The organism is Ruminococcus sp. B05, assembly GCF_003628495.1.
GTDB lineage: Bacteria > Bacillota > Clostridia > Lachnospirales > Lachnospiraceae > Schaedlerella > Schaedlerella hominis.
Window position 1 is genome coordinate 200,150 of record NZ_RBZR01000002.1, and the last position, 16,051, is coordinate 216,200.

General features: G+C 34.3%; 13 protein-coding genes. 1 reads left to right on the forward strand and 12 read right to left on the reverse strand.

The features are described 5' to 3' along the window. Nucleotides 1–286: 286 nt before the first annotated feature. The 8 genes from D8Q48_RS17445 to D8Q48_RS03980 form a co-directional block, all read right to left on the reverse strand. Nucleotides 287–433, reverse strand: coding sequence for a hypothetical protein (locus D8Q48_RS17445; protein WP_243116215.1), 147 nt, complete (start codon nucleotides 431–433; stop codon nucleotides 287–289). Continuing rightward, a complete protein-coding gene (locus D8Q48_RS03950; RefSeq protein WP_330514361.1) occupies nucleotides 406–1,776 on the reverse strand; it encodes an AAA family ATPase in 1,371 nt (456 codons plus the stop codon). The genes D8Q48_RS17445 and D8Q48_RS03950 overlap by 28 nt, the downstream gene beginning before the upstream one ends. Nucleotides 1,777–1,860: 84 nt before the next feature. Beyond that, nucleotides 1,861–2,997, reverse strand: coding sequence for a nucleotidyltransferase family protein (locus tag D8Q48_RS03955; protein ID WP_172696951.1), 1,137 nt, complete (start codon nucleotides 2,995–2,997; stop codon nucleotides 1,861–1,863). A gap of 120 nt (nucleotides 2,998–3,117) precedes the next feature. Next, nucleotides 3,118–3,558, reverse strand: coding sequence for a DUF6379 domain-containing protein (locus D8Q48_RS03960; protein WP_117989516.1), 441 nt, complete (start codon nucleotides 3,556–3,558; stop codon nucleotides 3,118–3,120). A gap of 13 nt (nucleotides 3,559–3,571) precedes the next feature. After that, nucleotides 3,572–4,444 carry a TIM barrel protein gene (locus D8Q48_RS03965; RefSeq protein ID WP_121055500.1) on the reverse strand — a complete coding sequence of 291 codons (873 nt, stop codon included), beginning with the start codon at nucleotides 4,442–4,444 and terminating at the stop codon, nucleotides 3,572–3,574. A 249-nt stretch (nucleotides 4,445–4,693) separates the two neighbouring features. Beyond that, on the reverse strand, nucleotides 4,694–6,736 hold the full coding sequence (locus D8Q48_RS03970; RefSeq protein WP_121055502.1) for a helix-turn-helix domain-containing protein: 2,043 nt from the start codon (nucleotides 6,734–6,736) through the stop codon (nucleotides 4,694–4,696). Between the two features lie 32 nt (nucleotides 6,737–6,768). Then, nucleotides 6,769–7,815: a DUF4325 domain-containing protein gene (locus tag D8Q48_RS03975; protein WP_121055504.1), complete on the reverse strand. Its 1,047-nt coding sequence runs from the start codon at nucleotides 7,813–7,815 to the stop codon at nucleotides 6,769–6,771. A 169-nt stretch (nucleotides 7,816–7,984) separates the two neighbouring features. Then, entirely contained in the window at nucleotides 7,985–9,520 is a 1,536-nt protein-coding gene (locus D8Q48_RS03980; protein WP_243116216.1) for a DUF5597 domain-containing protein, read from the reverse strand. Between the two features lie 225 nt (nucleotides 9,521–9,745). Here D8Q48_RS03980 and D8Q48_RS03985 point away from each other — a divergent pair, with 225 nt between their 5' ends. Beyond that, nucleotides 9,746–10,555 carry an AraC family transcriptional regulator gene (locus D8Q48_RS03985; RefSeq protein WP_121055508.1) on the forward strand — a complete coding sequence of 270 codons (810 nt, stop codon included), beginning with the start codon at nucleotides 9,746–9,748 and terminating at the stop codon, nucleotides 10,553–10,555. Between the two features lie 39 nt (nucleotides 10,556–10,594). On the opposite strand, the gene D8Q48_RS03990 is transcribed toward D8Q48_RS03985, so the two are convergent. From D8Q48_RS03990 to D8Q48_RS04005, 4 genes are all read right to left on the reverse strand, one after another. Further along, nucleotides 10,595–11,170, reverse strand: coding sequence for a GNAT family N-acetyltransferase (locus tag D8Q48_RS03990; protein ID WP_121055510.1), 576 nt, complete (start codon nucleotides 11,168–11,170; stop codon nucleotides 10,595–10,597). Nucleotides 11,171–11,182: 12 nt separating this feature from the next. Continuing rightward, nucleotides 11,183–11,656: a hypothetical protein gene (locus D8Q48_RS03995; RefSeq protein WP_243116217.1), complete on the reverse strand. Its 474-nt coding sequence runs from the start codon at nucleotides 11,654–11,656 to the stop codon at nucleotides 11,183–11,185. A gap of 296 nt (nucleotides 11,657–11,952) precedes the next feature. Then, nucleotides 11,953–13,332: a glycoside-pentoside-hexuronide (GPH):cation symporter gene (locus D8Q48_RS04000; RefSeq protein WP_022074794.1), complete on the reverse strand. Its 1,380-nt coding sequence runs from the start codon at nucleotides 13,330–13,332 to the stop codon at nucleotides 11,953–11,955. A 239-nt stretch (nucleotides 13,333–13,571) separates the two neighbouring features. Further along, a complete protein-coding gene (locus tag D8Q48_RS04005) occupies nucleotides 13,572–15,968 on the reverse strand; it encodes a helix-turn-helix domain-containing protein (RefSeq protein ID WP_121055584.1) in 2,397 nt (798 codons plus the stop codon). Nucleotides 15,969–16,051 lie beyond the last annotated feature (83 nt).

Genomic DNA, 16,051 nt, shown 5'->3' on the forward strand with positions numbered 1-16,051 from the left:
TTATACCTTTTTATCCTGAAAAAACTTTTCTTTATCTATCCATTTTCATATTATTTTCAGTCTTATTTTAACTTCAAAAATAATACAAGGACAAAAAATATATACATTTTTTTGTCCTTTATTTTTTCTGGTTTGAAGATATCATTTACCTCTTCCCTTTTCCACTTAAGAAGAATTGAAATATCCATTTAGAAACTTCTTCATATCCATATCACTTTCTGTAATCTTTATAAAATAGAATAGTTTCTAACTCGCACAAAGGTCAAAAAAGGTTTTGATTGATGGTTTAGTTTCCATCAATCAAAACCTTTTTTCCTTCAAATGCAAACCCATAATGCCTGATTTGTGATTTCTTTATTCCCTGCTCCAACAACTCCGCATCATATTGCTTTTCTTCTATTTGGTTTAATGCTGCTTGCACTGTATCCTGCAATTTTTTTCCTCTTCAGAATCATGCACTTTGAATTCCAATATAAACGCATTATCTCGTTTATTCGTCGGAATCAACATTACATCATAACGTCCATATCCACTTTCTCGATTTGATTTCACCTCATACCGTTCTTTCAAATCAACCAACAGACCAAGAACAAAACCATGATAAAACCTCTCCGGTTGTGTCTTTCCTGACGGATGTTTTCCTGCATCAAAACTACTAAATGTTGTCAATGCTATATCGTTCATATATGCATTCATTTCTTTTACATTTCCATTCAATAGCGCATTTATAAACTCATTATAATTAGATGCATCATCATGAAACCAGCCTTGAAACATTGAATAAAACATACTCATCGTTTCAAGATTTGTAACACACAGATGATACCATGGTGTCAGCAGCATTCCCCTATATTCGATTTCCTGAATTTTTAAATATCCGCTTGCCAACATAAGACTCCAAATTGCATTTTTATTCTGCTCCAATTGATCAAATACAATTTGTTCATCAAAATTCACGATAATGTTTCTATCGTTTAAAAGTTCTTCCATCATCTCCTTTATATCCGGAGATGATTTTTGAAGCAATTTATTAATTAACCCATTCGAACTTGTCTGTGCCCAATATGGGCGTAATTGCTTTTCTTTCAGATAATTTGTAATTGACCACGGATTATAAATATCTTTTTGATTTCCGAATGTAAATCCATCGTACCATGTTTTTACAAGTTTCTTTTTATTTCCCATATCAAAATCATCCAATGCCTGAAATACTTCTTTTTCTGTAAAACCGAAACAATCCGCATAGCGTTCTGATGTTGTGGTAATAACAGTTAAATTGTTCAAATCAGAAAAGATAGACTCTTTTGAAACTCTTGTAATTCCAGTCATTATTGCACGTTCCATATATGGATTCGTCTTAAATGTTGAGTTAAAAAAACTTCGAATAAAAGAAGTAAATTCATCCCAATACCCATGCACATATGCTTCTTGCATTGGTGTATCGTATTCATCTAATAAAATAATTACTTTCTGTCCATAATAACGATTCAGACACGATGCCAGTCCTTTCACAGCTCTGAAAATCACTTCGTTTGTAATCGTTTTTGTCGGTTCTGGATTACTTACATACTCATCTAACACTCTAAAAATCTCTTTTTCCCCATCTGTTAAGAGATTGCTTTTTAATAAATATCTATGACTTTGATATGCGTCATTAATACATGCAATAATACTATTTTTACTCTCGGCGTAATTATCCGCTTTCACATCTGCAAACGTCAAAAAGATAACCGGATATTTTCCTTGTAATTTTCTATATTGTTCATTTTTCCAAATAGAAAGTCCTTTCTATCCATTAGCAATCGCTATTCACAATTCAATTATACTAACAGACTGAGTAAAGTGATATGGGTTATTCTTTTACTTTCCACTCATTATACCATACAACTCCTGTGCCTTCCAATCCAATTCCAGCAGCATCCATCTGGAATCATCCATCTGAGGCAATTTCAGATTTTTCCTTGCTTCCGCTTCACTGCTTTCTAACAAAACCGGAATCCAGGAATATTCTTTTATCCTCTTGTAAATATCCTTTTCTGCATTATTATCCAAAGCCCGCACATATAACGCATAACTATAAATCCCACAAATAGATATTTCAACATGACGTACACCAATGAGAACTTTCAATAGGTATCTTCTTAATTCTTCTGTTGAATAGTTCTGATTTGATATTACATTTGTAAGCTGTTCAAAGAACAAATTTCCATTTTGAATGTTGCACTTGTTGTAAACTTTTAAAACCTGTTTTGTCATCGGTCCATAACCGCCCGAGATTTCATTCAGATACTTTGTATTCTGTTCCTCTGTATGTAATGCTAACATTTGCATCAGCTGTTCTCCTAACCGAGCTTCAAATCTTGTTATCATATCTGTTCCTTTTGCGTACTTATCCGATGTTTCTTTTATTTTGTCTTGACGTTCGATAAATTCATTCATATTCACAAAACGAATCTTCATATTGCTGTACATCCGCTTCATTGCTTTTGCATATTCAATCGCATGGATATTCTGCTGTTTTTCCAATATAGCTTTTGCTCCCGGTATGAATTCTTCAGTCACTTCTGCACATGCAGTTGCAAAATTCTTTCCGTTTTCCATACACAGTTTTATTTTCTGCTGATATTCTCTAGGTTCAATAAATAAGAACTGAATCATGTCTTTCAACAATTTTTCATCTGCATCTTCACACAAAATTGCAAGTTCATCCACACAATTCAGTTTTTCCAACATCGATACTGCTGCAAATGCTAAGGTATCAAAGGTTTTCAATGTACAATATACTGGAATTTCCAACACAATATCTGCTCCCTGTTTCCTCAATATCTCTGCTTTTTTGTATTTACTTGCAGATGCCAGAAGTCCTTTTTGTGTAAAATTTCCACTTATAACAACGACAAGTCCATCGGCTTCTGTTTCCTTTTTTATGTGTTGAAATAACTTTGTTCTGTTGATTTCGATTGGTTCAAATTCATCTATTAATGCTGTAAGTTTCATGAGATTCCTCCGATTTCTATTCACATTTACCATTATTATAACTTTTGTTCACCAAAAAGAAATAGCAAATAATCATCTTTCCGACAATTATTTGCTATTTCTTGTTCTTTTTATCTATATTTACACAATTAACAATCTTCTCTCATTTACATGGTGTCCAAACTCCGGCATAAAGATAAATGCTTCCTCATCTGGATTTAAACTATCCTGCATGACTGGTGGCATATAAGATGATGTAAAGCAGAATCCATATTTCAAATCATGGAATCCTTGAACAAGCCCACCCGATTTCTTTACTTTCAACACTGCCGGTGTTGTCACATCCCAGTGTGTCTGAAAATTTGATTTCATCTCTTCATAAGTATAATCTTCCCCATGAATGTTCCAGATAATATCCTCTTTTTCAAATTTCTCTCCATCTACAAACAATGTACCTGGTCGAATCTGGCTCAAGAAGATTCCTCTATAATATGGAAGTCTAATCTTGAACTGAAATCCTATTGTATCTCCATCTTTTTTTATATTACGAAATCCTACAGACTGTATTACTTCTCTTTCCATTTTCGAATCCTCCTTAATCACCAATATAATTTTTCATCATAATATGATGTTTTCTAAGCGTTTGTCCCACTTCGTATCCTGGTTCATATTTATCTGCACCTTCATATTCGCTTAAGAGATATCCGTCCCAATTTTGTTTTTTAAGCAATTCAATAATTTCTTTGTAAGGAATCATTGTCTCTTCAAATTCATCACTCATATTGATGAATTTTGCATGACAACAGTAAATATATGGCAGTAATGGAATCAAATCTTCTGGTACGTTTGGAATATAGTTTGGATCACGATATTCTCCTTCTGAAAATTCTGTACGGAAAACACTAAAATCTATATTCAGACCAAAATTCTTCGTACCTGTTTCTTTGATGAAATCAACATACTCTGTTACCATCTTCCCCTTCAAATTTGATGGTATATGAATTTCCGGACACATCTTAATACCAAGTTCTTCTGCGAGTGGTAATGCCATCTTAATGATTTCGCGCCAATTCTTTACCGGCTCTAATGCATCATTTATTACAGGCATCTTTGTTCTCATTACAGTAAATCCCAGACGATGCGCCAGACGGATATCTCTTGCCAACATCTCATAAGATTCTTCTGTTGTCAGGTCTCGATATCCTAGAACATGTGAATCAATCCAATTGCCATACTCAACAGGAATAATCTCATATTTATCGCACAGGCGGAACCATTTTTCTACCCATTCATCAGCCGGGTTTGGATAATTCTCAATATGCGTATTTGCCAGAATCTCAATTCCATGAGCTCCCATGTCGTGTAAATCTTCAAAACATTCTTCCAATGATTTTGTAAGACCAAATTCTGCTGAATAACTGTACAGTGCAACACCACGCTTTGGTCCCTTTCTATCGTACTGATACATTTTAACTCCTCCTTGTCATCTTTTCCGTTTTGTTTTCGTTGAGTTTATTTTATCTCCTTTTTTAACATTTTTCTTTCCTTCAATTTCCAAATATTTTCCTATTTTTGCATTCTACATGAAAAAGCAGGCATAACGCGCAACATTTTGTTATCATTTATTGCGTATCATGCCTGACTCTATTATAATTTATTAATTTTTCCAGTTCTATCTCAACTTCCACATAAATATCTTCTATTACAAAAACTATACCTAGCATGCATCATCTTTTGATACATGCAACAATATAATCTCCTGTCCCCTCAGTGTCATTCTGATTTGAACCCTCCCTTCCACTGACATTACTCCTTCCATCCGTCGTTCCGGTTGTGTAATCTCTCTCAAATATTTAATATCCTCATTTGTAAGGGTTTCTTCGTATTGAAATTTCTTCCATTCATCCAGAATACTTCCTTTTTCTCTGCAAATACGATTTGATGTGATTGTATAATTGCCATCAACCACATTTTTCAAAACCAAATCAATATTACATTCCTGATTTGTCAAAAATATTTTCTCTACTTTCTCCGGCGAATCAATGGGGTCATTTGCAACAACATAAGTATCTTCATATTTTTGATAATGAAAACCAATGATATGATAAACATCTTTTCCTATCTCTTTTGTAACAATTAATTCTTCATTATGTAATAGCAGTTCTTCGCCTAATTGGTTCAAAAACTGCAATGCAAAATACACCGGTTTTCGAATTGTATCCTTTGTGATCAAACCACTTCCGCCATTTGCAATTCGTTTCATATCAAAATAATTACTTACCCAATCAGAGCCCATCCAAAGACATACCATATCTGCCATTGAAAGTATTTCAATAATCTTCTTTGTTATATAGGAAGCCCGAAAGCAAGAATCATTCAAAAAATTACGATTTGAAATAGAACTGTTCCATTCAACCACATAAAGAGGGATATCGACCTCTCCTTCTTCCATAATTTGATGAATAGACTGTAATTTTTCATACTCATAATTTTCTGACTGTGTACGATAATAATTTACTTTTCCATCCTTCCTCGAAGAATCATATGGAAACAAAAGAATAGAAATAAATTCTGGCAAGCAATTATTTTCTTTACTATATTGTAAGTACTCATGCAAAAATTTTACATCATTTGTTACATCAGAAGGTCCTCCTACGCAGGCATCTGGCAATGCCTTTTTTATAACCTGATAGGAAGATCTATAGCATTCTTTATAGTCATACTCCTTATCGATATAATATTGATTTCTTGCAAAATGCACAATATCACTGGATAATTCAAATTTCCATTGTACTACCTCTTCTTTTCCATATCGCTTTATTATATGGTGAATAAAATCTTTCAACATTGCTATCCAGATATCTTTTGATTGAAATACAATACATTCTTCTTCGAAATATAATGTATTTCCCATAGATGATAATGCTGTATCTGGTCTTCTTCCCAAATCTACAAATGGTTTTATATGATGAGACACTAAAAAATCTAATGCCAGATCAATCATATCATAATTATAGTTTCCTTGCGTTTTTCCATCTGTAATCATCATCTTCTTAGAAAAGACATTCCATATCCGTACATATGAAAATCCCAACGTTTCTGTAAGATAAATTGTATGATATTGCAAATTAGCAAGTGTCAAATTATAAACCGAACCAATATTCACTACCTGATTCCAAATTTTTGTCAACTTGCTCTTTCGTCTCACATTAACTTCAATTGCACTATTTTCCGTGTTGAGAGATTTGTTTTTGTTTCTTTTATCTCTATTTTCTTTCTTTGTTGGCGTAGTACACTCTTTTTCTTCTTTTTTCTTCTCTCGATATTCTACCGGAGTGCACTGATAATATTGTCGGAACACACGATTCATTACCGAAGCATTAGAGAATCCATTATCCACTGCAATTTTCGTAACTGCCTTCGAAGTTGTCATCAAATCCTCTGCTGCAAAATAGATTCGCACCCGATTTACAAACTCTGCAAATTTCATTCCAGTTTGCTTATGAAATAATCTGGATAATGTAGAGGTCGCTGTAAACATTTCATCTGCAAGTTCTGATAAGCTCACATGATTTTGACGATTTTCATCCACATACTTTACAATCTGACGCATACGAACATCGTCAGAGTTCGTCTGCAGCAAACCTTTTCCAGTTATCCAGACAGATACCAATCCTTGAACAATATAGCTTCTCTCATCCTCTCTGAATCTGTCCGTTTTATTCTTTTGATTATTTCCTATCTGAATCCAATTCTCCATAGTTTACTCCGATTACTTTTCCAATTGTTGTCTTACCGCTTCACATGTCTTATCATTCCCAGCACAGTTTCATTCGCATTGGTGACTTCCAACTGAATGTCTGGATATTTATTCTGAAACACACGGAACACTTCATCGGCGAATCCCTGTCCCATAAAATCAATTCCGCTGCAATCAAATTCTACTTGCTTAAACTGTTCTAGTCTGTAAACAACTCTTCGAGCCTGTGAACGTGCAATTGGTTCTCCATATGGACACACTTTTTTTAATGGTATTACAGTTTTTACAAATCCTTCTTCTATCGGTGCAAACATGTCAAACACCTCCTTTAATGTATGCGTTGTATCATTTTCCAACTTCATCACAACCATCGTTCCGATTGACTTAAGACTAGTATAATACAAAATCAAATGCGATTGAATTAACTTTTCTTCTGTATATCTTCCTGCGGTAAACACACTTTGTCCCGACCAAATTGCAAACTCTCTCAAAACTTTAGAAACAAAAAAGATTCCTTCGCCAGGATGTGCTTCACTTTGTGTTGTCAATTTTCCCTTATATAATTCCAAAATTGAATCTTGAATATCCGCAGAATATCCACATTCTTTTTCTAGGTATGCCCTGATATTTTCAAAAATACCAATTCCATCATCTGTTATTGAAATTTCCGTATATAAAGCATCTTTCTTAACATAACATGAAACATGTTCTGCATTTGCATGTTCAATTGCATTGTTCATCATTTCCATAAATGCGTAGCTCCATATGGCAGATACCTCTTTTGAAATATTTTGCAATAAAGGGAGGATATCTTGAAAATAAATCTTATCTTCGACTAAAAAATCTGAAGCATCATAGACAAATCGATATTCTTCTGTTTTCAAGCGATAACCACATTCCGATTGCTTCTGTTCTTCCAGTATTCCCTGATCCAGAAGTTCTTTCAAATATCGTTTTACAGTTGTAACCGATATCCGAAAATTATCCATCGTCTTTTTTATATAATCAGTATCTTGATTCCTGATTTTTTCTAACAAGTATCTTTTAATACTATTTCTTTTTTCTTCCTGGAACGACATGTTATCAGCTCCTTTTTGAACTATATTTTGTTAAATTTAAATTTTATTTTTCTTATTTATAACTTTATCATGTTTATTATAAATCTTCAATCTTGATAATAAAAAACTGATACAAAACAAATGAATTCCTCTCATCTGTTTCATATCAGTTTTTCTTATAACTTACAACTTAATATTTATATACTTCTACATATTTCCATCCCGGCATATCACCAAGTCCGATGCTCATTTTCTCATCACCATTGAGAATTCTTCCAGCCTTCCATTCGCCATTCACGACATTACCTTCCTCTAAACGCAGGATATCTACTTTCTTATTCTCTCCTGCTTTTGCACGAAATGTAAAGTTACTCATCATTCCTCCAATCAGAAATTTATTTGGAGCGAGCTCATAAATCACACCTGCTGCTAATGGTTTTGCCTGTCCCTTCGGTGCATAAGCAATCGCAATATCATATTCTTCGCAGCTAAAATATGTTCCATAATCTGTATCGGATTTTTTCACATAACTCATCAGCTTATCTGTTCCACGATATTTCAAATATAATGGTTCCATCTGCTCAACCATCTCATAAGTACGTTTTAAATAATCTTTGCTTCCTGTGATATCAAATGCAGATGGGTCAATATTCAGAGCAATCATAACTTCCATTGGCGGCTTGTCAATTGCTTCCGGCGGTAATACCAGTTCTTCAATTCCAAATGGTGAATAGCAAATTGCATTGCTATTTGCAAATGCATACAAGCAATAAGATGAAGTCACTGCATCTTTTCTCACTTCCGGAATCACCAGTGGATTACCTTCATATCCATATTCATCAATGACATTTGCCACATACGGAACATAAATATCCGGTGCCAGCGTAAATAACGATGGTGCTACAATTTTCCAAATATGATGCACCTCTTTAACCGGACCTCCTGATGGATAAGACCCTGCATACCAAGGATACTGGCGAAGCCATGCATTGGCATAACATGGAAGTGCATATTTTTGCTGTCCTGCTTTTGTAATTTTTTCTACTGCCTTTGCAAAATAGTAAGCCATAAAATATTCTTCCGCATTCTCAGCAAATACTTCTTTCCAACTGCCTTCTGTCGCACATAATTCTTTCAATTCTGCTGATACTACTTCTTTGAACTTTTCTTCCGCTTCTTTGCTATAATCTCGTTCCGTACCAAGCAGACCTATTTCATTTTCTACCTGCACGAAGATTACTGTCGATTTCTGCTCATCAATTTCGCGGATATGTGCCATCACTTTTGCAAATGCATTCGCATCTTTCTCTATCGCAGCCTCGCAAAATGGTGAAATTGTATTGATTGATTCTCCATTTACCTTGCGTACACGAAAGTATGTATCTGTATCCTGTTTCATCCAAGCAGGCACATACATAGATTCAGCGTTCTTCCAAAGCCCAAACCACAAGAAAATTAAATGTTTCTGTTCTTCTCTTGCCCGGCCGATTAATCCATCTAGCAATGTAAAATCAAATATTCCTTCTTGCGGTTCCATTGTCTCCCAATATAGTGGAACAATTACTGAGTTCATATTTAATTCTCTTAGTGCCGGCCATACATGCTCTTCCATATAATCCAGATTGCTGGCACTTGAATTGTGAATCTCTCCGCTGCGTGCAAAGAATGGTTTGTCGTGAACATATAATGTTGGGATTCCGTTGTCGTTTTGAATTCTTGGTATCATGATTTGCTCTCCTTTTCTGATTCTTGCTTTTCTCTGTTCGAACATGTTTCTTATCTTTATTATATTCCACTATATCTTTTGTTCTCAATCTTAATATCGTAATATTTATATAACAATATTAAGCATATGAATTGTTTACTTCTTTTCTTTTTGGTATACTATTTAAAAATGAATTGATTAATCAATCAAAAAACAGACTACTCAACAAACAAAGGATTTATAATTATGCTTTACAATCTCCACTACTCCAATAAATACAACTTTCTCCCGCTTCTACCTAAACTTCTCGGTGTCAATCACCTTCAGGAACCAGTACAACGACCACATGGGTTTCCTGTCTTTCAGTGGTTCTACTGCGTAAAAGGGCAAGGAGAATTTATCATCAACGGGCAACGCTCTGTCATTTCCAAGGGACAAGGGTTATTAATATATCCTAATATTTCCCACTCTTATAAAGGACTTACCTCCGACTGGACCGTTCATCTTATTGGATTTGGTGGAAATGCATGTACCGAAATATTACAGACATTGCATATGTTAGAGAGCGGCGTATATCACTTTTCTAATTCAGATATCTTTCCTACTCATATTGAAAATTTGCTCTATCTTTCGCAACGTGATATCACCGAAAAAGAAACTGAGTTATCCAAAGCCTGTTACAGTATGCTTTTAGATCTGTCACCTTCTATTCGACAGATTCACAATACAACTGCCACTTATGAAAACGAACTGGTTCGTAAACTGATTGATTATATGGAGGAAAAATATGCCTGCGATATTTCTCTGAACGAACTGGCAGACTATGTAAATTTATCCAAAGAATATATGTGCAATCTCTTTAAACATACAATGCACCAGACAATTATGCAGTATTTACAAACTGTTCGTATTAGTCGTGCACGTATATTTCTAATTCAATATCCTGAAAAACATGTTGCTGAAATTGCACATATGTGTGGTTTTGAGAGTCCAAGCTATTTTGGAAAAGTATTTAAAAAAATTGCCGGATGTACACCCGACAATTTTCGAAGATAATCATTTTTCTTTTTCTTCCTCTAACAGATTATCTTTTTGTTATTTGTTATTTTTTAGTTCTTCTCTTATCTCTGTAAATGGCTTGATTTTTTCCGGATTTTCTTTGTGTTCACCTATGTGTTTTTCCATCCACACCATATCATACCATCGCCCAAATTTGTTACCGCATTGTTGAAACCTTCCAACCAGACGATATCCCATATGGTCATGAAACTGCACACTATTATTCGTAAGATGTTCATCTTCTACTGCTGTATACGCAATACAGGCATTTAAATTAAGAATGTTTTGCATTTTAAGAATGTTTTCCAATCCTTCATATAAAGCTCTGCCAACACCACTCTTTCTCTGATCTTCACGTACATATATCGTAGTTTCAACTGCCCAGTCGTATGCGGCACGGTTTTTAAATACACCTGCATATGCATATCCTAGAATTTCTCCCTCTTTTTCCTCTACAATGTATGGATATTTTTTTAGAATATTTCGTATTCGTTTTCTAAATTCTTCCACAGATGGAACTTCGTATTCAAATGTTATTGCTGTTTTTTCTACATAAGGTGCGTAAATATTCAAAAGTTCTTCTGCATCATTTTCTGTCGCAATTCTAATCATTTTCCATCTCCCTCATTCTTCTATTTTTTCTGTATTCTCATCTATTGCACGTTCTACAATTAGATTATCTATTGCCGCACGCAAATCCGTACGAATGAGCCATTCCAATCTATCATAATAATCCAATCCAACACTTTCCAACAACTCCCACAAATCTTCTCTGGAAGGTCCAGGTGTTCTCTCTGTAATAAAAACAGGCACATAATTTACTCGATAATAATGCTCCAATCTCAAACTCATATCAATTCCCGGTATTCCCTGAAATACTTTTGTAGAAAGAGTATCAATAATTGGCCAAAATGGACTAATAATATATTGAAATTCTTCATTTTCAAATTGTTCATATGTGATTTTACCAACTTGTATTTTTTCATTTTCTTTTGTTACCGCCTTAATAATTCCACTATTACGATAAATCGGTGTATCTAAAATTGGCTTTGTATATTCATTTCTTGCAACCCAATCTGTCCTCACATATGTTTTCATTCTGTCTCACCTCACATGACTTTCCCGGTTAATTTTCGATATAGTTCTTTTATCATCACTTGTATCTTAAATGCAACATTCATTTATTTCATATAATATAACATGCAATGCATTGTGTATCAATAGAGTATATTTTTATATCGATACACTTTAGTTCTTATTTTAAATTTCTAATTATTTAATCTTTTTTTATTTAAAATATTTAAGTCAAAAAACGGACATACCAGATTTTCTCCAATCTAGTACATCCGCCTTTTCACAAGATTTTATTCAATTTTTATCAAGGTCAGTTTTTCTTATTTATCACATGCACGTTTTCCTGCATCCAGATCAGCTCTGATTTCTGCAACTTTCTTAGGTGAAAGTTTATAGAAGAGCAATGGTACACAAGATAACAGTCCGATTACAAATGGAACCATGTTTACTACAATATTGATTCCCTGTTTAGCTGCTGCTGTCTGCTCTGCACCTGCTACATATCCTGCTGCTGCAAGAAGAAGTACTCCGGCAGAACCACTGATAGCTGTAGAAAGTTTTACACCAAAGCTTAACATAGAAGCTGCAATACCTTCCTGACGACGACCGAGCTTCCAGTCTCCATATTCGATAGAGTCTGATACAAGACCGAAACAAACTGATGATGATGAGTTACAAAGTCCGCAGATGAATGATACACCAAGTAAATATGGTTTATTATCTGTTGGATTAATAAACATCAGCAAGAATCCAATACACATGATAATATTCAAAATAATCAGATACCATTTTTTCGTAAATGTCTTTGTTCCCCATGGAATAAAGAAGTTACCAATTAACTGAGCAACTGTCATTGTTGTAAATACTGTTGCGATAACAGTATAATCACCAACTACATAAATGATATAGTATGTAAGCAGTCCCATACGACCAGATACACAAATTGTACCCAAAATTGTTGCAAGAACTACCATCAATAACTGGTCATTCTTTACGATTTCTTTCAAACTTCCAATAAAACCAAGTTTCTCTTCCTGAGCATTTGCATGCAACTGCTCTGCATATGTTTCTTTACATCCGGCTCCACAGATCCAGAATACAGGAATCATGATCAGTGATAAGATTACTGTTGTAACAAAATATCCATGAGCATTTGCTACCTCAGCTCCACTAAAGTGAAGAATCATTGGCATTGCACATGCTGAAAGGATAATTCCAATTACAGAAGAACCAATTCCTCTTGCTGTAGCAAGATTCATACGAACCTGTGAATCAATAGCGATTACATTCTGTAATGCCTGATATGAGATAGAACATGCTGTGTATGCCATACCTGCACCAACGTAAGTGAGCAGACATAAGATTACTTTAGCTGTTCCCTGCACTGGGAATGCTGTAAATGTTAAAATGTTAAAAATCGCAAGAACAGGTGGTGCCATATACAAATATGGTCTGAATTTACCCCATTTTGTATGTGTTCTGTCTGCGATGTTTCCCATCATTGGGTCGTTGATAGCATCCCAAATACGTGCGATCAACATGATCATTGAAATTGCTCCGGCAGCAAGACCTACAACATCTGTGTAGAATAACATCAGATAGTTGTTGATCATGTACCAGCTCATCTGGCAACCGACTTCTCCTAAACTATAACAGAATGCCAGTTTTGGGCTTGTTTTTTCTTTTGCATTATTACCCATTTTTCATCCTCCTCTTTCGGTCATTGACCTATTTCCTTGATGAAGAAATATTATCATTTTAAAGGCATTTACAACTATGTAAAAAAATTCAATATCCTTATATAGAATTGTTCTTTTTTAAGAAAATTTTACATCAGGTTTATAAACAACAAATTTTGGTATCAGATTTTTGTCCTTTTATCTTTTATAATAAGAGAGCTACTTCAAGCATCTATTCATGCTTAAAATAGCTCTCTACATTACAACTCTCCTACTACAATTCCTTGTATCTCCTGCGCTGCAACACGCGTTTCTACTACAAGCGTATGATCCACAGCCTCAACTTTATGAAATGTCATTTTAGGCTGACACCATTTTTGTAAATACTCTACTTCCTGTAAAGATAAATCATTGAAATAATCCAATTCTTTCCATTCATTTTGAACATTTCCATTTGTCTGACTGACTGAAAATGTTTTGATAATATACGTTCCATTATTTACATTATCAATTTTAAAACTCATCTGCATACTTTCATTATCTGAATAATATCGCTGTTGATTTTCCAATTCTATCTCGTTTTCATTTCTTGAATAGTACCGGAAATTTAAATGCTTATAATTATGACAACATATGAAGAACAAACCATTTTCTTTATAAGAAATAATAGCATTTTTATTTTTCCCTAAAATATAGTGCTCTAAATGATTCATAAAATCAAACGCATAATATGCCGGTTTACAGATACCATTTCTACTTATCAGACCACATCCGCCAAACAGAAATTCATCTGAATCAATACTCTCTGAAAAAATATCTGTTGCAACCCAATACCCCAGTGCTTTTACTTCACCATAATTTTCGATCAAGTTTTTCATTATATATGCACTTTTATAAACTCCATCATTCATACAATTTCGGTTTGATAATGTAGAACTCCATTCTGTTACTAACAGCTCCGTTTCATCCATACCAACTCGTCTCAAATCTGTTTTCGCTTGTTGAATTTGATGGTACAAATAACTGGTATCTGAAGAATATGGATTTCTTCCTGCATCCAGAATCTCTGCATCTCTCAAATACGGATATGAATAGAGTGAAATAAAATCAGGTTGGTGCTTTTTCTTTTTCCACTCAGAGAGTAATTGACAAAATTCCTCCTCCATCATATTTAAGCTAAATCCTGCACCACCCACTTTAATGTTCGGTGCATAATTTTTAAATATTCCAGCTATGGTATCAAATACTTTAAAGTATTCCTCTGCATCTACATTTTCTTGAACTACAGAATTTTTCTCTATCTCAATATACCAGCTTTCCACCACTTCCATACCATAACGTCTTGTCCAATGTCGGATTAATTCTTCCAGAAAACTTTTATTATTTTCAATCATAGCTATATTATTTTCATCATTCATACTAAGAAGTGATCGTTCTATTTTTTCAAAAATTGTATGATTTTTAAATCCTAATTCTATATGCAGTTTGATGTCCAGTCCAACAAGAAAATCAATCACCTGATCCAACAAGGTGAAATTGTATTTTGTATTTTTTTCATCTATGTGGATCATCATTTTTTCTGAAAAAACCTGCCAAAATCTCATGTATTCAAATCCGAGATGTTCTTTTAAATATTGTACCTGCGCCCTGACATCATATCGCATCAAATTTTCTGCCGGTCCGATATTTATCAGGCGTCTCCAATATTTTTTTGTTTTTTCTTTCTTCTTCGTATCTACTTCTAACACTGACACAACCGAATCTGCCGCCTCAGAAGTGCTGACCAAGTTGGATGCCAGATATTGTTCTACCTTTTCCAGTACCGCTGTGCCATTCTCTGTATTTTCTGAATTCTCTGTTTTTTTCTGCATCTGTATACGATACTCCGCAGGTGTGATCTGATAGCTTTCTTTAAACACTTGATTAAATGATGCCAGATTAGAAAATCCATTATCCATCGCAACTTTCAATATTGTTTTATCTGAATATAACAGCTCACTTACTGCATGGTCCAACCGAATATTATTCAGCAATTTCAAAAAGCTCATCCCGAAGTTTTTCTTTATGTATTTAGAAAGATATGCATTCGACAAATATAATCGTTCTGACAGCTCCTGCAATGTAATCGGTTCTCTGTAATTTGTCATGATAAAACTCATAATCTCATTCATACGCTCATCTTGTATTCCACGCAGCGAATCGTATTGCTTCATTCCTTTTTTCACAATAAAATCCGATGTAATCAGATAAATCAACTGGTAATAAATACTATTCTTTAATGCAATTGCCTGTCCCTCGGTCGCCTGATAGAGATTAAAAATCTGCCTGATATAATATCTCATCTTTTCATAGCTTTCTGATTTTTCCTCCGCAGAATTACACCAGAAAAACGGCTGTTCCCCACTAAATATTTCTGTCAGCATCGTATAATCAATAAACAGACTACCAAACAACACCTCATCATCAGAAAAATATTCATGGCGCACCTTGGAGTTGATCAGTATAAAGTCCTCTGCATTTAAATGATGCGATTCTTCCTCATAATTGATCTGAAGCGAACCATCCAACACATAGATAATCTCAATATCCTGATGAAAATGCATAATCTGTTCCCGCTTGGTAGAAAAACAACAGCGGACAATATTTTCATATTTCAATGTATGTACCCTCTCTCTGACATACCACAAACAGCAGACATGATTCTGCCTGCTGTTTGTATCTGTCATTTCTTATATTCTAT